Raw genomic sequence first — 23,272 nt, forward strand, 5'->3', positions numbered from 1 at the left:
TCTCGTTATTTCTTAATTAATATTGCCTACAAAGGTAAAATAAGACCTTGACCTGATAGCTAACTGTATTGATTGTCTTAGGAAACATTTCTGTTGGAGGTGTGACATTTGAGTTATGTAATTGAAATGAAGAACATTCGTAAAGAATTTCCTGGTATCGTCGCGAATGACAATGTAACGCTTCAATTAAAACAAGGTGAAATTCATGCTTTACTTGGTGAAAATGGTGCCGGAAAATCTACACTTATGAATGTTTTGTTTGGACTATATCAACCTGAACAAGGTGACATCCTTGTGAAAGGGAAACCTGTTAAAATTACCGATCCTAATGTGGCTAATCGTCTAGGTATCGGAATGGTTCACCAACACTTTATGCTGGTGGAGAAATTCACTGTAACTGAAAATATTATTTTAGGAAAAGAACCAACAGCAAGAGGCAAAATTAATATTAAGAAAGCGGCAAAAGAAGTCGAAACGATTTCTAAACAATACGGTTTATCTGTGGACCCTCATGCCAAAATTGAAAATATCTCGGTTGGGATGCAACAACGTGTTGAAATATTAAAAACTTTATATCGAGGAGCAGAAATTTTAATTTTTGATGAACCGACAGCTGCGCTAACTCCGCAGGAAATCAAGGAACTAATTCAAATTATGAAAAAACTAGTTTCTGAAGGGAAATCCATCATTTTAATTACTCACAAGCTTAAAGAAATTATGGAAGTTTGTGATCGTTGTACGGTTATCCGCCGTGGCAAAGGGATCGGCACAGTTGACATATCCGAGTCTACTCCTGATAGTTTAGCCGCTATGATGGTCGGCCGTGAAGTTAACTTTTCCGTTGAGAAAGACCCTGCCGAACCAAAACATACTGTACTTAACATCGAACAATTAATTGTAAAAGACGCACGAGAAGTCAGCGCAGTGAATGAGTTGAATTTAGAGGTAAAAGCTGGCGAAATTCTTGGGATTGCAGGGGTCGATGGCAACGGTCAATCCGAATTAATCGAAGCGATTACAGGCTTAAAAAAACCGACTAGCGGAAAACTCACTTTGAATGGACAAGATATTACGAATTTACCCCCTCGTAAAGTAACAGAATCAGGTGTTGGACATATCCCACAAGACCGCCATAAGCACGGACTCGTTCTTGATTTTACGATTGGTGAGAATATCGTTCTTCAAACGTACTATCAACAGCCTTATTCGAAGTCTGGCGTTCTTAACTTCAAAGAAATTTATAAAAAAGCAAATGAATTAATTACAGATTATGATGTTCGAACTCCAAGTGAGCACACCTTAGCTCGTGCTTTATCTGGTGGGAATCAACAAAAAGCAATTATTGCTCGCGAGGTCGATCGTTCTCCTGACCTACTCATAGCTGCTCAACCGACTCGCGGATTAGATGTCGGAGCCATTGAGACTATTCATCGTCGCTTAATTAAAGAAAGGGATAAAGGTAAAGCCGTTTTACTCATTTCTTTCGAGCTTGATGAAATCTTAAACGTTAGCGACCGCATTGCCGTTATCTATGAAGGGAAAATTGTAGCTATCGTTAATGCGAACGAAACAAATGAAAATGAACTCGGCCTACTGATGGCTGGAGGCTCAGTGAAAAAGGCAGGTGATCCATCGTGAAGAAAGCACTAGATTCAAAGTTATCTCATCTTCTCTTTCCTCTTATCGCTGTCTTATTTGGTATTATTATCGGAGCAATTATTATGTTACTTAGTGGCAATAACCCGATAACTGGCTACTCAGCGTTAGTCAGAGGGATTTTTGGAGACATGTATTTTATAGGTGAGACACTCCGTACGATGACACCACTTATTTTAGCTGGTTTAGCCGTTGCTTTTGCTTTTCGTACGGGTCTGTTCAATATCGGTGTTGAAGGACAACTGATCGTGGGCTGGTTAGCTTCTGTCTATGTAGGACTTGCTTTCGACTTACCAGCAATCATTCACCTTCCACTCGCTATTGGAGCAGGTGCTCTTGCTGGAGCTTTTTGGGGTTTAATTCCTGGACTTCTAAAAGCGCGTTTTCATGTTCATGAAGTCATTGTGACGATCATGATGAATTATATCGCCTTATATGTTGTCAATTACATCATTAGAAGCTTTTTATTAGAGCCCGGTGAGCGTACAGGAACGATCAACCCTTCCGCATCTCTTGCTTCACCCTTTTTACAGTCAATTACCGACTTTTCAAGGTTACACTACGGTATTCTCGTCGCTATTGCCGCATGTTTTGTTCTCTGGTTTGTGCTCTGGAAAACGGCAAAAGGCTTTGAACTACGTTCTGTTGGATTTAACCAACACGCATCAGAATATGCGGGAATGAATGTAAAGACAAATATCGTATTATCGATGGTCATTTCCGGTGCTTTCGCTGGTGTTGCTGGTGCCATGGAAGGTCTAGGTACTTATCAATATATGACTGTAATGTCCGGTTTTACAGGCGTTGGATTTGATGGGATCGCCGTTGCCCTTCTCGGTGCAAACACTGCCATTGGTGTTGTACTTGCTGCAGGATTATTCGGGGGACTGAAAATTGGAGCTTTAAATATGCAATCTCAAGCTGGCATCCCAACTGAATTAGTAGATATCGTTATTGCATTAATCATCTTTTTTGTAGCATCCAGTTACTTAGTTCGTTGGATTATTAGCCGATTGAAAAAGGAGGGCATTTAAATGGACTTTCTACAAATCTTAGGTTTAATCATCCCGGCTGCTATATTTTCAGCTGCCCCTCTTATTTTTACAGCGATCGGTGGATTATTTAGTGAGCGATCTGGTGTTGTTAATATTGGGCTTGAAGGTTTAATGGTAATTGGTGCCTTCGTCGGTATAGTTGCAACTCTTACACTAGAAAGTATGGGGCTTGGTGCTGCATCTCCTTGGATTGCTTTCATATTTGCGATTTTGGCTGGTATGGTGTTCTCTTTATTTCATGCAGTTGCCTCAATTACCTTAAAAGCTGACCAAATCGTAAGTGGTGTTGCACTAAACTTTTTAGCACTTGGTTTAGCTGTATTTTTAGTTAAAAATATTTATCAAAAAGGACAAACTGACTTTGTTCAAAACTTAATTTATCGTATTAATGTACCTGTATTAAGTGAAATACCAATCATTGGAAGATTATTCTTCTCGAATGCTTATGTAACGTCTTATATTGCGATCGGTGTAGCTTTCGCTGTCTGGTATGTAGTCTTCTATACACCATTTGGTCTTCGCTTACGTTCTGTTGGTGAACATCCGATGGCCGCTGATACAATGGGAATAAACGTGATTAAAATGCGTTATATTGGAGTTATGCTAAGCGGTGCTTTTGCAGCTATGGGTGGGGCTGTTTATGCCTTAACCATCTCAGGAAACTTCGCTGCTGGAACGATCGCTGGACAAGGGTTTATGGCATTAGCAGCTTTAATCTTCGGAAAATGGCACCCACTTGGAGCTTTAGGTGCGGCCCTCTTTTTCGGACTCGCTCAATCGTTAAGTATAGTGGGACAACAAATCCCTGTTTTGCAAGATATACCGCAAGTATTCTTACTGATTGCACCATATGTATTAACGATATTAGCTCTTGCAGGACTTGTTGGAAGAGCTGATGCGCCAAAAGCTATTGGTAAACCATATGAAAAAGGATCTAGATAACAAAAAGAAATTGGCATTCCAGGATTTGTTCCGGTGAATGCCTTTTTCATATCCTAATATAAAGAATGAGAAGGTGGCAAGATAATTAAAAATAATAAAACGAGGGACTGTTTCCCATACTAACTGTAATTCATATAAAGGAGCTTTTCTATGCCTGAATTACCGGAAATGGAAAACTATAAAAATTTACTTAATCAAAAGATACAAGGAAAAGCGATTTCAAATGTTACTGTAACTCGTGAAAAAACGATCAATACAAACGTTGAACTATTTAAACAGAGTGTTATGAATAAAAGAGTTATAAAGGTTTCACGTCGTGCCAAGCATTTAATATTTGAACTGGATTCAGGAATGAATTTACTTCTCCATTTAATGTTAGGCGGTTGGATGTATTATGGTAATGAACAAGATCAACCAGACCGAACCAAACAAGTCACTCTTTCATTTGGTACTGAACAACTATTTTTCATTGGCCTTCGACTAGGGTTTCTACATCTTATAAATGATCAGAAATTACAAGACGAATTTAAAGAGCTCGGTCCAGAACCATTAGATCCTAGCTTCACTTATGAAACATTTGTAAAATTAGTTCAAAATAGAAGAGGAATGCTCAAAACAACATTAGTCAATCAATCATTTATTGCTGGCATCGGTAACTGTTACTCAGACGAAATCTGTTTTCAAGCCCAGTTAAAGCCAACTAAAAAATTTAACGAACTAAAAGAACAACAAATAAAAGCACTGTTTGATGCTATGATTACTATTTTTCATTCAGGTATTCAACAAGGCGGCTATATGGATTCCCCATTCACAAAAGATGATCAATTAACCGGTAAGTACCAAACACTCGTCTATGATCGAGAAGGAAGCCCTTGTTCAAGATGTAATGGAACAATTATATTAGAGCAAGTCTCTTCAAGAAAAACGTTTTTCTGTCAAAATTGTCAACTTTAAAGTAGGTGATACACATGTATGTTGGGAGTCATATCAGTATTCGAAATGGATATTATGAAGCGGCAAAAACAGCTAGTCGTATTGGCGCTTCAGCTTTTCAATACTTTCCGAAAAATCCCCGCAGTTTGAAAGTAAAAGATTTTGATATGGAAGATGCCAGGCAGTGTGCTTCGTTTTGTAAAGAACATGATATAAAAACCATAGCTCACACTCCCTACCCTACAAAACTCATTCCTGAAGATCCAAATGATGAAGAACTAATTATTGCATCTATTAAAAATGATTTGGAAATAGCTGAAGCATGTGGCTCCATCGGGATCGTTGTTCATTTTGGAACGACAAAGAAACTCGAACTATTACAAGGCTATCAAAAAATGATTGAGGTGTTGAATCGTATTTTAATGGATTGGGACGGAAACACACTGCTTCTCATTGAAAATAATGCGGGTGCTGGCACGGATATGGGCATTACATTTGAAGAAATGATTCAAATTCGTAAGCTGTCTGACTATCCTGAAAAAATCGGTTTTTGTTTTGATACATGCCATGCCTATGCGAGTGGAATTTGGAATGGGGAGAACTGGTCTGAACTAGAAGCAAAAGGAATAGAACTTGAATACTTTTCTAATTTAAAAGCCATCCATTTCAACAACTCCAAGTATTCATTTGGAGCAAGAAAAGACCGCCACGCAAATATTACGAGCGGACATATCACTAAAAAGCAATGGTTTACCCTCTTAGATGGGGAGTTTATAAGCGAAATTCCAATCATCCTTGAAACACCTAATGATGAGCCAGACATACACGAAAAAGAAATTCAGATTATAAAAGAATGGATTTCTACTACTAAAAAGTAAATAAACCTTTTACAATATAGTAAAGACATACTTTGGAGTAGGGCTATGAATAATTGGATTCAATCTTTTCTAGGAAAACGGTTACTGAAAACAGGGCTTGCAGTATTTATTACTGCGTTAATATGCCAGTGGCTTAATTGGCCTGTAGTATTTGCCGTGATTGCAGCTATTGTTACCGTTGAACCGACCGTTCATGCTTCCATTCAAAAAGGAAAAATTCGACTGCCAGCCGCTGCCATTGGTGCCGGAATTGCAATGACATTTGATTTTTTATTTGGGCAAGTACCGATTACCTTTGCTTTGTCTGCTTTTTTTACTATTTATATTTGTCATCGTTTGCGCTGGGATGATGCTATTTTAGTTGCAACTTTAACAGCCATAGCTATGATTCCAATGACTTCGGAAAGCTTTTTCTTAGCATTTTTAATTCGAATTGCTACGACTACAATAGGTATTGTCGTCTCTACACTTGTTAATCTTATTATCTGGCCACCGAACTTTATGAAAGAAATACACGAAGACTGTCATGCCCTCTTTGGTGAAACCATTGAACTGGTTGAAGACATTCTCGAATATCAATTAATGGGCAAACGAAGTCGTCAGGTATTGAAGCTTCGATTTGAACATTTAAGTAAAGGTATTGAACGGGCCACCGAAACGATCCGTTTTCAACGGGAAGACTTCCGGTACCGTAAGAAAGATGTGACAAAAACGCAGCAACTTTATGATTTAGAACGACAAATTGATTTACTACATAAAGTCTCTTTTCATATAGGGGATATCTTGTCTGCTTCAGAGCAACAATCCATACCTAAAGAAGATAAAGCGGTTCTGCAAACCGCATGGACACACATTAAAGATGCCTATGAGAAAAAGGAAATTGATCATACGGCAGAAGAAAAAGTAAGATCTATGCTTTACTCTCTAATTTATGATCACCAAGATGAAAAAGAAATTTTAACAAAGAGTACGACAGTCGCTTACGAATTATTAGCTATCTATCACTTACTGATCGAGTATATTGAGAGGCGTGAGCGTCAAAATTAACGCTCACCTTCCCACTCTTTATAAAATTGATTAAGAAATTGTTCCATGTACAAGTGTCGGTCTTCAGCCAATTGTTTTCCGTACGGAGTATTCATTAAACCTTTTAATTTTAACAGTTTTTCATAGAAATGATTAATAGCGGTATTATCCCGCTTTTGATATTCTTCTTTACTCATATCTCTTCGGGGCTTAATCGAAGGATCATACATAATATTACCTTTCGCCCCTCCGAAAGCAAACGTTCTTGCAATCCCAATTGCACCTAGCGCATCGAGACGATCTGCATCTTGGACAACCTGTCCCTCTACTGTTTTCATCGGCGGTTGTCCACCCCCTTTAAATGACATCGAGGCAATAATCTCCATGATATGCTTCATCGACGCTTCTTCCACTTCAATCCTTTGTAACCACGATTCTACTTTTTTCAATCCTGCTTCTTCACTCTCATTCAGTTTTTCATCGGCTATATCATGAAGGAGTGCGGCCATTTCACAAATAAATACATCTGCTCCCTCAACACTGGCAATGGTCTTTGCAAGCTTGGTGACACGGTAAATATGCCACCAATCATGTCCACTAGCTTCACCACTTAATTGGTTATGTACATATGCTTCTGTTTGTTTTATTTTCTCAACATTTGTCATTTGTCATCACCCACTGTTTAATCTATCATTTTTCTCAACACAATACCTCAATATTGCTTATAGTAATTGGGACTCTTTAAAGTGCTTTTCTTATCGTTATTTTGTATATCAAGTTTTATTGGCATACCTACCTCACATATTCAGCTTCATACGAATTTTCCCCAGCATGGACAGCTAATAATGTATTGGCATAGCCGACAAGCCGATTTACTAATTCGTCGCAAATTGCATATACGAGAGGTTCTATTTCCCCTCGATATAACGAAGGATCGTCAAAAATGATCGTTGTATTAATAAAGATATCACGATTTCCCTGTAGATCGTAGTGAATAATCACTTTCCCTGCAGCCCCTCCGGTTTTAGGGTCTTTAAATTCTTTTAGAAAAATAAACCATTCTTCAGCGGTAGCAGAACGGAAATTTTTTGTAAATGTTAAAGCCGATAGTTCATTATCAATTCGTTCTTTTAATTCAGGACTTACTAGATCAATTATTTTTTTATCCATTACAGCATCTCCCGATATCCTAAAAGATGATTTATTTTACATGTAACTAAAAGACACCTCCTCTAGATTATTGTCACTAGAGAAGGTGCTATGTACAACTTTACATATCAAACCCGTCCATGGTTTCCATGTTATTTTCAATGAGTTCAATAATCGTTCCAGCTTCTTCTTTACTAAAGATAAAGTTACTCTCATCCTCTAACAATTCATTATCTTCTGTTTTAATTCGGTTGACACGTCGAAGAATTCCGTCTCCTGTATCATGGATTACACCGAATTGATAAGATACTTCAACTTCATCCAGATACGTATAAGCCATTACTTCAGGAGTTGTCCACTCGACATCGACTATGATTTCCTCATAATCTTCATCTTCTAAGTCATCCATTAAATCTGCATCATCTTCGAGAAGAATCGTATCTTCCTCATCTTCCTCTTCCACTTCTATTTCATCGACAAGTTCAAATTCATCTAAGAAATCATGGAATGATTCGTGAACTGCTTCAATGATATCTTCAATATCAGGAAGTAACGTTCTCGATGTCTGCTCTGTTTCTAAATCGAACGCTTCCATGTAAAATTCTTCGTTATGCGGGTCAAAAAACAGCGTGCAGAAAAACTCTCGTTCATTATCTTCCATCTCAACAAAACATTCAATTCTAGGATGTTTAGCAGCTCGATCTACAGTAATATGCCCCATCTCATCATATTCTTCGCAAATGGACTCCATATAGTCCTGTAACTCTCCACAAACTCGATCAAACCACTCTAATGACATGAAGAAACACTTCCCTTCGTGAATTATCTTTCTTATTATTTCTTTCATGCCATTTTTTTGTTCATGGTACTTTATCCCAATTCGTTTTTTCGTCTTTTAACTTAACCATGAAAGGAGTTTTGAATATTGTTTTTTAGCATCTTCATAACCTAATTCATATAAGGCTAAGAGACGCGCTTGATTACGTTCAATACGACTGACAGGAACTTCTATGCTAGGCTTAATTACAAAGACCTCACCTGCGTTTTCCTGCTCCTCAAGTAAAGCTAATGTATCATTATATACGAGATGTCGCTTTTCCAGTAGTTCTGCTATTTTAGGATGCTTCCGGTAGATAAATTTTGCAAACATTGCCGCTTTGGTTGGCTGTCTTCTAAAGTCCTCAGCCTTCGTCATAATAACTACATTTTTCTTAAAGCCATCGCTTTGTGCTTTCCGAATAGGGATAGGGTCAATGATTCCTCCATCTAACAATGTTTTCCCACCATATGATACAGCTGGCGCAACAAAAGGCAAAGAACTAGAAGCTCGAATAATGGTTAAGATATCTTCACCATTATTATGTTTATTATAATAAATGGGTTTACCTGTCTCGCAGTCCGTCGTCCCGATTACAAATTGCTCGCTCCCCGTTCGAAACGTCTCATGATCGAAAGGAACGATCTTATTGGGAATTTCATCAAACAGAAAGTCCATCCCAAACAATTGTCGTTTAAACAGCAAATTACGAAAAGAAATAAATCGGTGATCGCCAGCAAGGCCTACATTCACTTCTTTATTTCGCCCCTTTTGCCTAGACAAATAAGAAGCTCCCATACAAGCTCCTGCTGACACACCAACGACATATGGGAATAGTAGCTTTTGCTCTAAAAAGTACTCAAGAACACCAGCTGTATACATCCCTCTCATCCCACCGCCCTCTAAAACTAAACCAGTTGTTTTCATAACATTACCTCTATTTTATGTATTAATTCTTACTATTCTTACTAATTTCACCTATGAATAGATAGTGCTACACTAATATTAATCGATTTACTAAGGAGTGGTCCACTTGTTCGACCCGACCATTTATGAAAACTTGAAGGTTGTTTTAGAAGGCGCCATATATGATCTTGACTTTGCAAAAGAAATCCATGTGACCAATCGATCTGACATCATCGATTTAGCAAAATTGTCGAGAGAATTTTCAATGCAATTTAAAACAATAAATGCTAACAATGTTTACCCCATGGCTGAAGTTCGACTCCTTTCAACGCTTCAAGACTTTGCGACTGAAAAAATTCATCAAGACGAAAAAGCAGCTGGATGTGTTCTTGACGTTATTTTATTCACTACCATCCAAAACACAGCTAATGATTGCGATAAAATCGAAAAAAAGCTGATGCAAATTTGGAAAAATCGGCCGCTCATCTCACAAAGTATTTCATTTTCATACGGTAAGGAACCTATCTTAACTGATAAAATTACGATCAGCTTCGGCCGAAAGATCAATGAAGATCAAATTGAGGACTTTGAACAACTACTTAGCTACACTTTACAATCGCTTCAGTTTTTAGAAGACTACTTTAATTAAAATGGTAAAGTTCTATAACTTTGCCCTATTTAGTTTAAAACTGCTTGAAAACGTGAATGTAATACGAGAAAAGACAAATGCTATAAACATCATTACAATAACTTTATTTACAAATACTACACTTTGGATAACGAAAAGGGTTGATACATATGAAAAAGATTGCTTTTGTGACCGATAGTACCGCTTATATAACGGAAGATTTAAAAAATCATCCTGATGTCTATGTCATGCCTCTTGCGATTATTTTTGGTGATACTGTCTACGAAGACGGGATTAGCTTAACAACAGAACAACTATACGAAAAAATTAAGCAATCTAAGGAAGTACCGAAAACCTCACAACCAGCTGTTGGTAAATTTGTTGAGTTATATGAAAAACTGAAAAAAGACTACGAACAAGCAATTGCTGTCCACATTTCAAGCAAATTAAGTGGAACATTAGAAAGCAGCAGATCCGCAAGTGAAATGGCGGAATTCCCTGTTGAAATCATTGATTCCAAATCCATGTCTTATGCGATTACTTCATTAATCCAAACTGGTATGAAATTAGCAGAAGAAGGAGTAGAAGGAGATACAATTGCACAAAGACTTCGCGAGGAAGCAGATAAAGGCGAAAACTACATCCTCTTAGGAAGTCTTGAGCAGTTTTATAAAGGCGGGAGAATGTCAGGAACCCAATTCTTAATAGGAAATCTTCTACAAATTAAACCCATCATCCGTATTAATCAAAACGGAGAATTTGAAGTGTTTGAAAAAGTTCGTTCAGAGAAAAAAGCCGTCCGTCGTTTATTAGAACTTATTGAACATGCGTATGATAAACACTCCATAAGTGAAGTTCAAATCATGCACGGAAATGTGTTGGAAAAAGCAGTAGCCCTAGAAAAAGACGTTAAAAGTAAATTTCCAAACATGAATGTCGTTATCGGTGAGATCAGTTCAACGATCGCAGCTCACGCTGGCGAAGGAACGGTAGCAATTATCTGGCAACATAAATAAAATAAAGTGAATCATTCGAAAAGAATAAGACTTACACCATTAGAAAAGAGGCTGCCTTATATGTAATGCACTTGATCATCTTAAAGTACATTTACATCTAGGCGGCCTCTGCTCTTTACACACGTTTTCTTACATTAAAATTCTCATCAATGAGTAACCAGTTTTGCGGGAAATCCCACCCTAATACCCAATAATAAAAACCTCGCAGACCAAGCTCTTTGACTAGATCAAACTTAGCTTGCATACTTCTTGCGTCTTCAAACCACACTTCATGCTCTACGCCGTCTTCATCAACATAGTTAAAAAAAGGAGACTGTGCCACTGGGTCGTATTCAATGTCCGCATTATATGTGGCCGCTAATCGTATCGCTTCCTGGTGATCAATTGCCCTGGCTCTCGTTTCACCTGCGACAAAAGGTAAAGTCCAGTCATAACCATAAAGTGGGATACCCATCATAATTTTGTCATTCGGCATTTCTGATGCTGCATATTCAATGACTCTTCTGACTTGATCGATCGGTGCAACAGCCATCGGTGGTCCACCTGTCCAGCCCCACTCGTACGTCATTAAGAAGACAAAATCGGCATATTCCCCATGGGCCGCATAGTCATGACCTTCATACAAAACACCAACCATGCCCGGCTCAACTTGTGGTGCAAGTGCACTCGAAAGAAAATAACCTCTTTCATCTAACCTTACTTTCGCTTTACGCATCAGTTCATTGTACGGCTCTCGGTTTTGGGCACCTAGATACTCCAAATCAAAGTCTAGCCCTAGATATCCTTTTTGATCCATAATTGCTATCGCTTCATCCAATAATCGGTTTTGTAATGCTTCGCTTTGCAATACAGTGGTTACTAGATCTGTATCAAAAGCTCCATCTTGAATATTCGTTATGACCATCAAAGGAACAATGCCATTTTCATATGATACATTGATAATTGCTTGATCATCGATTGGCGTTAATGTCCCATCTGGGTTTAACTCATAACTAAAAATTTGAACAAACGTTAAGTACTCACCTACTGCATCAACAAATTCAGGAGATTCCTCCCCCGTTATTTGCAAATCAACATAAGCTCCTACATCGACAGTTGGCTTTTCTAGAAACTGAGTTGGAATATATAGCCTAAAGCCAACAGGTAAGTTTTGCGGGTCCTGAATTTGGTTTACTTCAAGAATCTTCTCCACTGGAATTTGATAACGTTGACTAATTTGCCATAAACTTTCTCCAGGTTGAATAAAATGAAACCTGCCGACAATTGGAATAATTAACGCTTGCCCGGTGACGAGCTGATCTGGATTTGGCAGTTGATTGGCTTGAGCAATCGCATTTGCCGTTGTATTATATGCTTGAGCAATTCCAAACAGCGTTTGCCCTGGTGAAACAACATGTATTTGCACAGCTTTTCCTCCCTAATGCCCAATATTTACCCTATCACTGTATTCAATCAGGTGAATTAAATGCCTGGCCATTAGAAGTTTTCATTCTGCTTAAAAATACAAACACACCTCTCTAGAAGAAAGGTGTGTTTGACATTTAAAGTTATAACGATCCATTGCGCGCTAAACCGAAAATAAGCAATGCTATTTCTCCCTGCTATTTTCAAGTACTTACTGGATCCCCATTTCTTTTAATAGCTTATTAAACTCAAGCGTTTCAAATTGCTTTCTTACTTTTTCTGCGTCAATGGTTAATAATGCGTCTTCAACGACACACTCAATTGGTACATCACAACGAATTTCAGCTAGTTGGCGTGACAGGTGGAGCATGTCCAATTCATTTTCAATCTTTGTTCTCATTCCCTTTGGTAATTTCTCTAAGTTTTCAATGATAGCTTCAATCGTTTCATACTCTTTTAATAACTTAATCGCTGTTTTCTCGCCAATTCCTTTAACCCCAGGGAAATTGTCACTCGTGTCTCCCATCAATCCTTTTAAATCAATCATTTGAGCTGCAGTTAGACCTTTTTCTTCAAGTAATTTCTCAGGTGTATATACTTCATAGTTAGACATCCCTTTTTTCATAATAATCGATTGTACCCGGTCGGTAACAAGTTGTAAACTATCGTGGTCTCCCGTTAAAATTTGAACCTGCATTTCAGAACTATATTTTTTGGCTAATGAACCGATACAGTCGTCTGCTTCGAACTGATGAATTCCAATATTCGGGATATCAAAACTGGATACGACTTCTTTGACGAGATCAAATTGAGGAACTAACTCTTCAGGTGGCTCGCCTCGATTGGCTTTATATTGATCGTAGAGCTCGGTACGAAACGTCTTGCTGCCCATATCCCAGCAACAAATGACATGACTCGGCTCAAATGTTTGAATAGCATCCCACATATATCTAACAAAACCATAGATCGCATTCGTAGGAACGCCTGCACTGGTTTTCATTATATATCCTCTATATGCTGTTGCGTAGTAGCCTCTAAATAATAGAGCCATGCCATCAACTAGCATTAATTTATTATTTTCCAAGAAACCCACTCCTGACTTTTAGGACGTACCTATCTATCCTAACAAACTATTGTTGAATTGGATAGTGAAAAGAGAGAGTGACCATTAATTGTCACTCCCTCTTTATGAACTAGATTAATAGATAAAAACGTATACGGATTTGCACTATGAACAATTATGCACTTTCCAACCTTTCTTTCCTTTTTCTAACGATCTCATTAAAGTCATCAGTTAATTGTTTTTTATGTTGATCTAATACAGAAATAATTTCACGTACTTTCGCAGTGGTTTCTTCAGCTTGATTTAATGAGTCGTTGATCTTTCCATGCACTAACCAGTCGACAACGATTCCATCAAAGAAATAATCTGCGAATGTAAGAAAATTGCCTATATCCATGTTAATGTGGAAGTGATTTTCAATGTCAAGAAGCTCTTCTTGAAACAGACGAAGTTGATTTTGTGCATGATGGATCTGTTTTCTCGCATCATCTAAATGACTATGTTTAATAGATGTTGTAAGCATCCCACCACCGAACATATCCCACGTTGACCAGCCTTTTGCTTTATCAAGCGAATGAATGGCTCGTTGTAGTGAGGATAGAGAAGCAAGACCTGCTGAAATCGCTTCTTCATATTCTTTTACATACGACCGAATACTCGTTTCTTGTTCTGAAAGGTCGTATAATTCTCTGCTTAAAACTGAATGCTTATCATGGATTAACCGTTCTTTTTCCTCTAATAAACTTTTATATTCATTTTCTGCGTTTCCAACGGTTTGCAGCATCATACGTAAATCTTTTAATTCTTTTTCCAAGTCCATAATCGTTTCTGCTGCTTCTTTATATTTTAATTCAGCTGCAATAACTTCTTGTTGTTCTTGATCAAGCTTCTCCAATTTTTTACCCATAATCGTAAAAAAGATATTCGTTAATGTAATTTTTTCAAGCCGGGAAACGTCTTTCTTTTCTTTTTTCAATTGAAGATACAAGTGATTAACTTTTTCTTTTTCTTCTTCTAAGTAAGCCTCACTACGAGCAATATGTTCTTCGTATTTCACTTTTTTCCGCTTCTTTTCTTTAGCTACAAACAGCCTCTCATTTAGTTCTGTGAACACCGTCATCACCTCTCCTCAATTCATACGATATTCTATACAAATGTTTCAACGTCATCGTTCTTTAGGTTCCTAGTTTGCACGATAGGAATACTGAATTACGGCTACCGGACAATCAAATAATATCATTAAACATTTTTTCTAATTCAGCTTTATTATGGTAAACAAAGTTAGCTAATTGAGCCTTTATAAATGCGGAAGTAATGTGTAAGTTCGGACTTAAGAACCTCAGTGTTTCATAAGTATCGTCCAATTTCACTTGAACGTCCGCTTCTCTTCTTAACGGTGTCTTATTCGTTATAACGCGAATGGCAGTCCCATCGATTACCTTTTCAATCGTTTCATTCGTAATAGGCAAGCTTTTCAAGTGCAATTGGATAAAATGATGTGCCATATCTTCTTTATTTTCATTTAACATATTGAGCACCACCTTCTCTACAAGAATAAAAATGAACGTACTTTACTAGACAATCATAGCAAAGTACGTTTTATTCGGTCCTTATTGTTGACTGTTATCTTCTCGTTGCTGTTTAATTCGTTCTAATGCGGAAGAGCCATTTGGTTTATCATATTTCTTAAACTCCTCTTCTACAGAAGTCGTAGAGTTTAACTGCTTAACAGCTTTTGATTTATTTAATCGCTCATTGGCTCGTTCTTCATAACGATTTAAAGTATTAAGTGAACTATTTTTGTTTACTTTTTCAAATACTTTATTGATACTTTCATTAGCATCTGCCATTTTATGTTTAGCAACAATCGATGCTTTTTGTGATTTCACTTCAGCAATGGACTCCTGAAGCGATTCCAACTGATCTCGTAAAACCGATACTGTATCGGCCTGCTCTTCGGCTAGGGCGTGGAAATTCTCTTTTTCACCTAGGTGCTTTTCATACTGGACTGCCATTTCTTCTGCAGCTGCTTCGTCACCAGAGTCTAACGCGTTGTTCACTCGATTTAACCATTTTTCAGCTTCTTTTTCTGCTTGGTTTGCTAACCCTTCTAACCGTTTTTGTTCTGCCATAGCTCCTGCTACTCCATCTCGAGCCTCTGCATAGGCACCTTCTAAATCTCTGATCTTTTGATTTAAGACATTTTCCACATTTTCCATCGAATCAATGGCAGCATGAGCGTTTCCTTTAATTAACGTAACTAATCTTCCGAAAATAGACATTCTACAAAACTCCTTTTAAACTATATTTTTTACGATCTATAGTGACTGGCTTAGATGGTTCTTTCTAACTTTTGAATTCTGTCCTCAATAGGAGGATGAGTCGAAAAAAGTGATGCGGTTTTCTTGGAGAAATGGTTATAGATGTAGGATGACTTAAGATTATTTCCCCCAAGTTGTGCTTCATATTCAGATTTACTATAGCGAGGACGATAACCACCAATTTTCGCTAATGCATTAATTAGTCCTCGATTATTGGATACAATCCGTACCGCTTTCGTATCGGCCATGTATTCTCGTTGTCTTGAGATCGCTGAAGAAAGTAATGCAGAAATGACTCGAGAAAATACTAGAATAATTAGCACAACAACAAATAATAGGGCTGTACTTTTACCATCATTATTATTGTTCCTTGATCTTCCTTTAACCCGCATGTTTCGGTAAATAATTTCAGCTAAAAGAACGAAAGACGATGTAAGTGCGATCGTCACAGCTTTTAACCTAATATCGTAATTCATAATATGGGCAAATTCATGGGCCATAACCCCTTCAAGTTCGTCCTCATCAAGCATATGTAACAAACCTTCTGTTACACCCACAATAGCATTATTATGGTTAAATCCAGTTGCAAAAGCATTCGGAATGTTTGTAGGAATTACGTAGATTTCCGGCATTTTGATGTTGCATCCTACCGATAATCTCTCAACAATATAGTAAAGAGTCCGTAACTTTTCATCTTGAGCTTCCTTCGTCACCAATCTACCGTTAATGCTTTTTTTGATCATGAACTTGAACGTTACGAAATTGAATAATAAGTAAGCCCCGGTAATAGCCATCGTAATAAACGTAAAAGTAATGACATCTCCTTCAAGGTAGCCATATAGTGCACCTGCACCGACAATAAGTGAGAAAAAAACGATGAGTAGAAAGATTGAATTAAATTTATTCTTCCGAATCTCTTCTCCGGACATTAAATATCGTAAATCTTTTTCACTAGTTTTTGTCATTTCCATCACCTATTTCGACCGAACGTCATTCACTGATAAATGATTGTAAACCTTTCTTTCTTCTTCCGTAATTGAAAAAGACTCTTTAGGTGTATGGCCAAATTTACTAGCTATTAAGTTCGTCGGGAATGAACGAATGAGAATGTTATAATTCTCAACGCCTCCATTGTAGCCCGTGCGTGCATACGTAATTTTTTCTTCTGCTTGTTTGATAGAAGACATAGCATCTTTCAGGGAGTGGGCGACATTTGAATTTGGGTACGCCTCCATTAGCATAGACATTTGTGGTAATAAGGAGTTGACGTTTTCGTTGGCGACTGCTTTTTCTTTGACACTTTTACTTGTTAACCCTTTTCGTGCCAGTAAAGCGGATTCCACAAAATCTTTCTCTCGGTCTGAACCGAGTTCAAACATTTGGACCACATTCGTTAAAATTCGGTATTTAGCATCCAGTTGATTGTCAATATTGGACCAAGCGGTTTTTACATACTGTTCATGACGAACGAGTTTGTTGTAGGACAACCATAAATAAATAATGACGCTAACCGGAATGAGTATTGCGATTAGTAAAAGAACTACAATGAGTGTTGTCATAAACTACCTTCCTTTATTTTTATTTTGTTTTGACCTTTTGCAAAAAAGTGGGCGTTGAGTGAGCTTATGCTATATTTACGAACGGGGTTTTGTTTGGTTTCAAAAAAAATTAAAAATTAACCATTTTGATACCAACGTTTTTAGGTGTACAAAAATAAAATTTCCCTTTTCATTTTAATATATTTAACTGCCCCTTACCAATATTTTTAAAATTTAGTATTTTATTCTTAAATTACCACCTCGCAATAAATTGGTGGTGTTCTGCTCATAATTAGCGAATTGTCTCATAATAAAATTTCACTTAGCAGTTTTGCCTGTTTAATGATACGATAATTTCGTATTACGAAAGGAGAACTTCTATGCAAGCAAAAGCTCAACAACAAACTGTTCAGCCTCAAGAAAAAACAATGTACAACATTTTACTTATTATCGGATTTGTTCATTTACTTAATGATGCGATACAAGCACTCGTACCGGCTATGTTCCCAATACTCGAACGGTCAATGGGGTTAACCTTTACTCAGCTCGGTATCATTGCATTCGCATTGAATATAACTTCTTCACTAATTCAACCTGTCGTAGGATTATATACAGATAAAAAGCCGTCACCGTATGCTTTACCTATCGGACTTTGCTTTACATTTTTTGGAGTACTCGGGCTCGCTTTTGCTCCGTCGTTTTGGTTTGTCGTTCTTTCAGTCATTTTTATCGGATTAGGATCAGCAACTTTTCATCCTGAAGGATCACGCGTGGCTTATATGGCAGCTGGAAAACGTCGCGGATTTGCGCAGTCTATTTATCAAGTTGGAGGAAATGCAGGTCAAGCGATGGCTCCGCTTATAACTGCACTAATTTTAGTTCCTCTAGGCCAATTTGGCGCAATTTGGTTTACAATCATTGCTGCTTTGGCGATTGGACTGCTCGTTTACATTGCGAGGTGGTATTCTAGTCAAATCATTGCCATAGCTAAAATGCCAAAAAAGCAAGTTGTACCAACTAAGATGAGTCCTAATCATAAGAAGATGGTCATGTTTGCTATTAGTCTATTAATCTTTTTAGTATTTGCTAGATCTTGGTTCCATGCTGGCATCACCAACTTTTATGCTTTCTACATTATTGAAAAATTCGGTTTAACAATTGCCCAATCCCAAGGCTATATTTTCGTCTTTCTTTTAGCTGGCGCGATCGGAACATTTGCTGGAGGACCGCTTGCTGATCGATTTGGAAAAAGAACGATGATCATGCTTTCGATGCTAGTTTCTGCTCCATTAGCACTGATCCTTCCGTATGCAGGGCCCACTGCAACTTACTTTTTATTAGCTGTTATTGGCTTTATTATTTTATCGAGTTTTTCGGTAACTGTCGTTTACGCACAAGTATTAGTACCAGGCAAAATCGGCACAGTTTCTGGGCTAATTGTCGGTCTTGCTTTCGGTATGGGAGCAATCGGCTCTGTAGCACTCGGATGGCTTGCCGATGTTGTCGGCTTAACAAACACGATGCTATTCACCGTTGCTCTTCCATTGATTGGGGTTTTGACGTTTTTCTTACCATCCGATCGTAAAATCGAAGAGATGAATGGCTAGAGGGTTATTCTGCTTAAATAATAATGAACGAGAAAGAACCTTCATACTCGTGCTGTACAGCGAGTTTTGAAGGTTTTTCTTATTTGTTCTAATTGAATTTTGTATGAATAGGTCATCATAGCCATTGATGGTCTAGATTTTCCTTTTTTGATCCGAATACTAATTCGTGGCTCTAATCTCAAGCTAGACATCGGCTTTTCTCTTCTACTCGCCTTTGATTAGAAATGTCCAGTCCCCTTTTTGTTCGACTTTCTTTTCTTTCATTAATCTGCCGAGGGCTCTTTTAAATGCAGCTTTACTCATTCCAAAATCTAAGCGAATGTCTGCTGGGTCACTCTTATCCGTATACGGCATTTTGCCGCCACTTCGCTCTATATAGGAATAAATCATCTCTGCGTCTTCATCTAAACTCTCTTGTTTTAATGGAAGTAGCGATACGTTAAGACTTCCATCTTCCTTTACATCGATAACACGACCGGTAACCTGTTCTCCAAGGCGTGGTTCTTGTCGTCTTTGACTTTCATGAATAAAACAACGGTAGCCTTCATCTGACATCATAAAAGAACCTACTTTTAATGCACGATAAATGCGTCCTGAAATTTGCTGTTTGTCCATTTCGACAGTAGCTTCTTTCGCTATTTCTTCCACGACCTCTTCTGTAACAAGCTGCCCGAGTAATCTATCTTTATAGTCCGTTTTTAATGTAACCAGTAATTGATCTCCAACTTTTGGCCAGACCGTTTTAAAAGCGGGTAAATCATCAAGGGAAACCAGAATATCTTTTTGAATACCGATATTAACAAAGACACCTAAGCGGGGATTAATATCAACGACTTCAACCCAATCGTATTCACCTAACTGAATCTTTGGAATTGTCATCGTGGCAGCGAGACGACCTTCTTTGTCGTTATATAAAAAAACTTGAATCATTTCGCCTTCTTTTACTTCGCCTGTGATTTCATTTGTATGTAATAGAAAGTCTTGTTCGCCATCCGTTAAAAAATAACCAAATTCGGCTTGTCTCTCTACTCGTAATTCGGCAATTGAACCTGCTTGTAAATTATTCATTCTTAAAAAACTCCTTATTCTATTTATCCACCTTAAAAAATGACCAATGGTATATTTGACCAATGCCTTACCTATTATACCAAAAGTATTGTGCTTGCATACTATTGTTCCTAGTTTTCACTTTATTTCACAAAGGATTGCTACTAAAATGAAGGATAGGTACTAATTAGAGTAAGGATGTGCTTTACAATTAAGAAAAAGAAAAAAGTTGTATTTTATACGATTTTCGGGTTGTTGCTTTTAAGTAGTTTTTTTAAATATTTAGATGTGGTCATTTACAGCCTAGATGAGGCCACGTTTTTTCATTTCATCATGGTCCCCGCCGTTGCCATCGGCTGTATTTACTTTTTTATGCAGGCATTTGTCCATTATAAAAGGCTATGACCCTTTAATTTATAGATCATAGCTTTTTATATTTTTTTTGTTCAATTCTAAACTATTGTTGCTTTTAGATATTGGACCGTAACCAAGCAAAAGCTTGGTTACTCACGCTTTAGCGTGAAGTTTTTGAATATAAATCAGCCTTTTATTTTTATTTAATACCGGAAAAACTACCATTGTATTTAAATATAGCGTAAACTCGTTGGAGCGTCTACAATGTCTCCGTATTCTTAGGTCTTTTTCGAAGTTTATAGATGATAAATAGTGCGATAATCGTAACTGGGATAAAAATCGGTGAAAGACCTATAAGTAAAACAATAAAACCAGAAAATAAAGTGATCGTATTATTGATGGACGCCATAAATAAACTTTTCGACTTTTCCCAAGTATTTAAGTCATTACTTCCTTGAATCGATGGAACATTCACTTTATTTTCTTGTAAGTAGAGGGTGACTGTTGAGAACTCTACATTTTTTTCTAAGTAGTTCATTCGACCAAGTGTTCGCTCAATTTCTTCTTGCACCTTCGCTAAATCTGAAGAAATTTTTAATAAGTCTTCCGTGTTTTCAGCGGCTTCCATAAATGCAAGCAAACGTTTTTCTACGACTCGCTTCGAACGTAAACGAGATTCTAAATCTACATATTCTTCCGTTACATCATTTCCACTTATCATTCGTTCGTTTACTTTAACACTCTCAGACTCTACATCATCTAAAAATGCTTGGAAATGTTTTTGTGGTACTTTCACGACCAGATTTCCGTGAAGCTGTTGTTCACCTGATCGATAAATCGAGGACTCTATGACAAACCCACCAAGGCCTCTTACTCGATCTTGAATGGCAGCTTCTGATTGATGATAATCGTTCACTTCAAGGGATAGGTGCGCATTGTAAATGACCATTCTCTCAGAAGTCGCACCACTTAAAGGCTCATCGTTAGAAGCCGGAGTATCCTCTATCATTTCCTTCTCAGATGTCATCCCCCGATTTGCCACTCCACTATAGCTCGCTTCTTCAGCGACCATATCCATTCCACCAGAGTCTTCACTCATTATCTGATATTCATTACTGCTACAAGCTGATAACACGATGCTGATTCCTAGTATCGCAATTAAAACTAACCATTGTAGGTATATTTTCTGCATGAACTTATACACTCCATTCGTTTCGGTTTAAACAATTAGACGACCTTTAACGAAAAAAAGTTACAAAAGAATTTTCACTAAAGTGAGAACTAGAAAAGAGGCTGTCTGGAAAACTATAACTGTTCCTTTTGGAAACAAATCACTGTAGAAACCTTATCATCCTATTCCTTTCTTCTTGTGTGTAACCTTCGTTATAATGAACTAAAATACAAAAGGCTGACTCGAAAGGGTGCGTCCCCTTATGAGTCAGCCTCTTTAAATTGATCAAAGTTCTTCTGGAATAACTTTTGATAAGAGCTAAAATACCTGTTAGTGCGACAATGGTCGGTCCTCTTGTTCAGAAGCGTGTACAATCGGTTCATAAGGCACAAAACTCGTATCCTTCTCAGTTAATTTTCCATATTCATTCGTTTGTTCTTTTTTTATTGATTGAATTAAGGTTTGTGAGAGGTAATCGACGTATTGTTCGTCTCTTGCTAACCAAGCAGAATGATTTCTTTTTAAATAGTATACTGCTTCATCAAACGTTGTAAAAGTTTGTCCAACCATCTTACCATTTCGATCCATACACCATTTATTTTCACCGACTTGATAAACAAAAAATTGATCTTCAAAATGATTTTCATAATAACAACCTTTTTCGGCTCCCTTAAGGTTGTACTGATTACGAAAAGCATCTGGTTTCATCGGTTCAATACGGAATGCTTCTGCAACAAACAGTTGATAAGCATGATCTGTTAAAGGACACCCTGACGCTTTCGCATGTCCTCCTCCACCAAATTGCCCTGCAACTTCTGATAAATCGATATGATCATGAATCGTACGCAGACTGATTTTTTTCCCGCCGACATTCATAATCGCTATGTAATCCAAATGCGGATTTTCTTTTCCTAATTCATTTCCTAATTCTGAATGGTAGTTTTCCGCATGGACAATGCCTACACATTTACTATCAATGAACGTCTGCACCATTTCTCTTCGCTTTCTGCGAACATAACGTTCAATTTTATTCTCTTCCATATCTAATATTTTTGTTTCAAATTCATCAAAAGAAAAGCTGTCACTTTGCTGTAGTCGCCCCGCCATTCGCTCTTCAAAATCTTCAATTGAAATCATAAAGAAAAGATCGTTGAGTCGCTTCGCTGTTTCTTTATTATTTTTTTCCCACTCCCACGTATCATAGAGTCTTACTAATTCTACAAACTCTTCGACCGCAGGAGAAGACTCCAACTGTCCGTTAGCAACTAAATATTCGTAAAATAATGAGGTTGCTGCCGTTAACCTCCCATCCTCATATTCAACTTTTACACTTCCCCATTCATACTCATTAAAATGAAGAGCCGTTTTATGGTGGTCGATTAATTTTGCTTTGCCTGTTTTTTTATAATATTCATTTATTCTTTCGGTGTTTTTTTCATTGACTGACAAATCGGTTACTATAATAAAATCGTCCTTTTTCGCACGCTCTAAAAACCGTTCGACTTGAAAATCTAATCCGCTTACGGAGTTATAGCGTACTCGCACCTGGTCCTTAAAGGCCAATTTCGCCAGGATCCCACAACCAATCCCGTCTAAATCATTATGAGTAAATAAATGAAACATCTAGATGTCACTCCTCACTCTAAGTTGTTATATTATTATGTGACAACTCCATCAAATTCATCAATTTTTTAAAAATAGACTTCGTAAAAGAAGTGATGGCCATTGTAGGTAAACACTTTCCATGTTGTTCATTCAGGA

At 37.5% G+C, this 23,272-nt stretch carries 23 protein-coding genes; 9 read left to right on the forward strand and 14 right to left on the reverse strand.

All coding sequences use genetic code 11. The features are described from left to right. Nucleotides 1-108: 108 nt before the first annotated feature. The 6 genes from ACNSTQ_RS14895 to ACNSTQ_RS14920 all read left to right on the forward strand — a co-directional run bounded on the left by ACNSTQ_RS14895 (nt 109) and on the right by ACNSTQ_RS14920 (nt 6,511). Nucleotides 109-1,638 (forward strand): ABC transporter ATP-binding protein, encoded by a 1,530-nt coding sequence (locus tag ACNSTQ_RS14895; RefSeq protein ID WP_418200606.1) that lies wholly within the window; start codon nt 109-111, stop codon nt 1,636-1,638. Beyond that, nucleotides 1,635-2,690, forward strand: a complete 1,056-nt coding sequence (locus ACNSTQ_RS14900) for an ABC transporter permease (protein WP_418200607.1) — start codon at nt 1,635-1,637, stop codon at nt 2,688-2,690. Before ACNSTQ_RS14895 ends, ACNSTQ_RS14900 begins: the two co-directional genes overlap by 4 nt. Next, on the forward strand, nt 2,691-3,653 hold the full coding sequence (locus ACNSTQ_RS14905) for an ABC transporter permease (RefSeq protein ID WP_418200608.1): 963 nt from the start codon (nt 2,691-2,693) through the stop codon (nt 3,651-3,653). It begins immediately after the preceding gene. 150 nt (nt 3,654-3,803) lie between these two features. Continuing rightward, the gene (gene mutM, locus ACNSTQ_RS14910; RefSeq protein WP_418200609.1) at nt 3,804-4,607 is read left to right on the forward strand and encodes a DNA-formamidopyrimidine glycosylase; all 804 of its coding nucleotides are present in this window, start codon (nt 3,804-3,806) and stop codon (nt 4,605-4,607) included. Between the two features lie 14 nt (nt 4,608-4,621). Then, nucleotides 4,622-5,464, forward strand: a complete 843-nt coding sequence (locus tag ACNSTQ_RS14915) for a deoxyribonuclease IV (protein WP_418200610.1) — start codon at nt 4,622-4,624, stop codon at nt 5,462-5,464. 45 nt (nt 5,465-5,509) lie between these two features. Next, on the forward strand, nt 5,510-6,511 hold the full coding sequence (locus tag ACNSTQ_RS14920) for an aromatic acid exporter family protein (RefSeq protein WP_418200611.1): 1,002 nt from the start codon (nt 5,510-5,512) through the stop codon (nt 6,509-6,511). Here ACNSTQ_RS14920 and ACNSTQ_RS14925 read toward each other — a convergent pair. From ACNSTQ_RS14925 to ACNSTQ_RS14940, 4 genes are all read right to left on the reverse strand, one after another. Further along, nucleotides 6,508-7,155, reverse strand: coding sequence for an HD domain-containing protein (locus ACNSTQ_RS14925; RefSeq protein WP_418200612.1), 648 nt, complete (start codon nt 7,153-7,155; stop codon nt 6,508-6,510). The two genes, ACNSTQ_RS14920 and ACNSTQ_RS14925, sit on opposite strands and share 4 nt — an antisense overlap. 127 nt (nt 7,156-7,282) lie before the next feature. Next, the gene (locus ACNSTQ_RS14930; protein WP_418200613.1) at nt 7,283-7,660 is read right to left on the reverse strand and encodes a hypothetical protein; all 378 of its coding nucleotides are present in this window, start codon (nt 7,658-7,660) and stop codon (nt 7,283-7,285) included. Nucleotides 7,661-7,760: 100 nt separating this feature from the next. After that, nucleotides 7,761-8,438, reverse strand: coding sequence for a hypothetical protein (locus ACNSTQ_RS14935; protein WP_275120118.1), 678 nt, complete (start codon nt 8,436-8,438; stop codon nt 7,761-7,763). A gap of 96 nt (nt 8,439-8,534) precedes the next feature. Then, nucleotides 8,535-9,383 (reverse strand): patatin-like phospholipase family protein, encoded by an 849-nt coding sequence (locus ACNSTQ_RS14940; protein WP_418200614.1) that lies wholly within the window; start codon nt 9,381-9,383, stop codon nt 8,535-8,537. Nucleotides 9,384-9,489: 106 nt separating this feature from the next. On the opposite strand from ACNSTQ_RS14940, the gene ACNSTQ_RS14945 reads away from it, so the two are divergent. After that, nucleotides 9,490-10,011 carry a hypothetical protein gene (locus ACNSTQ_RS14945; RefSeq protein ID WP_418200615.1) on the forward strand — a complete coding sequence of 174 codons (522 nt, stop codon included), beginning with the start codon at nt 9,490-9,492 and terminating at the stop codon, nt 10,009-10,011. A gap of 149 nt (nt 10,012-10,160) precedes the next feature. Continuing rightward, a complete protein-coding gene (locus tag ACNSTQ_RS14950) occupies nt 10,161-11,006 on the forward strand; it encodes a DegV family protein (RefSeq protein WP_418200616.1) in 846 nt (281 codons plus the stop codon). Between the two features lie 115 nt (nt 11,007-11,121). Here ACNSTQ_RS14950 and ACNSTQ_RS14955 read toward each other — a convergent pair whose 3' ends face one another. The 7 genes from ACNSTQ_RS14955 to ACNSTQ_RS14985 form a co-directional block, all read right to left on the reverse strand. Further along, the gene (locus ACNSTQ_RS14955; protein WP_418200617.1) at nt 11,122-12,411 is read right to left on the reverse strand and encodes a LysM peptidoglycan-binding domain-containing protein; all 1,290 of its coding nucleotides are present in this window, start codon (nt 12,409-12,411) and stop codon (nt 11,122-11,124) included. 210 nt (nt 12,412-12,621) lie between these two features. After that, nucleotides 12,622-13,476 carry a 5'-3' exonuclease gene (locus tag ACNSTQ_RS14960; protein WP_418200642.1) on the reverse strand — a complete coding sequence of 285 codons (855 nt, stop codon included), beginning with the start codon at nt 13,474-13,476 and terminating at the stop codon, nt 12,622-12,624. A 172-nt stretch (nt 13,477-13,648) separates the two neighbouring features. Beyond that, entirely contained in the window at nt 13,649-14,593 is a 945-nt protein-coding gene (locus ACNSTQ_RS14965) for a hypothetical protein (protein WP_418200618.1), read from the reverse strand. A 106-nt stretch (nt 14,594-14,699) separates the two neighbouring features. Then, the gene (locus ACNSTQ_RS14970) at nt 14,700-15,002 is read right to left on the reverse strand and encodes a hypothetical protein (RefSeq protein ID WP_418200619.1); all 303 of its coding nucleotides are present in this window, start codon (nt 15,000-15,002) and stop codon (nt 14,700-14,702) included. Nucleotides 15,003-15,083: 81 nt separating this feature from the next. Then, nucleotides 15,084-15,755: a PspA/IM30 family protein gene (locus tag ACNSTQ_RS14975; RefSeq protein WP_418200620.1), complete on the reverse strand. Its 672-nt coding sequence runs from the start codon at nt 15,753-15,755 to the stop codon at nt 15,084-15,086. A 50-nt stretch (nt 15,756-15,805) separates the two neighbouring features. Continuing rightward, nucleotides 15,806-16,759 (reverse strand): M48 family metalloprotease, encoded by a 954-nt coding sequence (locus ACNSTQ_RS14980; RefSeq protein WP_418200621.1) that lies wholly within the window; start codon nt 16,757-16,759, stop codon nt 15,806-15,808. 9 nt (nt 16,760-16,768) lie between these two features. After that, complete coding sequence (locus ACNSTQ_RS14985) at nt 16,769-17,353, reverse strand: LemA family protein (RefSeq protein ID WP_418200622.1); 585 nt, start codon at nt 17,351-17,353, stop codon at nt 16,769-16,771. 359 nt (nt 17,354-17,712) lie between these two features. On the opposite strand from ACNSTQ_RS14985, the gene ACNSTQ_RS14990 reads away from it, so the two are divergent. Then, nucleotides 17,713-18,939 (forward strand): MFS transporter, encoded by a 1,227-nt coding sequence (locus tag ACNSTQ_RS14990; RefSeq protein WP_418200623.1) that lies wholly within the window; start codon nt 17,713-17,715, stop codon nt 18,937-18,939. Between the two features lie 204 nt (nt 18,940-19,143). Here the strand turns inward: ACNSTQ_RS14990 and ACNSTQ_RS14995 are convergent, their stop codons facing one another. From ACNSTQ_RS14995 to ACNSTQ_RS15005, 3 genes are all read right to left on the reverse strand, one after another. After that, on the reverse strand, nt 19,144-20,007 hold the full coding sequence (locus ACNSTQ_RS14995) for a S1 RNA-binding domain-containing protein (RefSeq protein ID WP_418200624.1): 864 nt from the start codon (nt 20,005-20,007) through the stop codon (nt 19,144-19,146). A gap of 592 nt (nt 20,008-20,599) precedes the next feature. Continuing rightward, nucleotides 20,600-21,532 (reverse strand): DUF4349 domain-containing protein, encoded by a 933-nt coding sequence (locus ACNSTQ_RS15000; protein ID WP_418200625.1) that lies wholly within the window; start codon nt 21,530-21,532, stop codon nt 20,600-20,602. Between the two features lie 309 nt (nt 21,533-21,841). Further along, nucleotides 21,842-23,134 carry a DHH family phosphoesterase gene (locus tag ACNSTQ_RS15005; RefSeq protein WP_418200626.1) on the reverse strand — a complete coding sequence of 431 codons (1,293 nt, stop codon included), beginning with the start codon at nt 23,132-23,134 and terminating at the stop codon, nt 21,842-21,844. Between the last annotated feature and the right edge of the window lie 138 nt (nt 23,135-23,272).

This window comes from Alkalihalobacterium sp. APHAB7 (assembly GCF_048323755.1).
GTDB lineage: Bacteria > Bacillota > Bacilli > Bacillales > Bacillaceae_F > Alkalihalobacterium.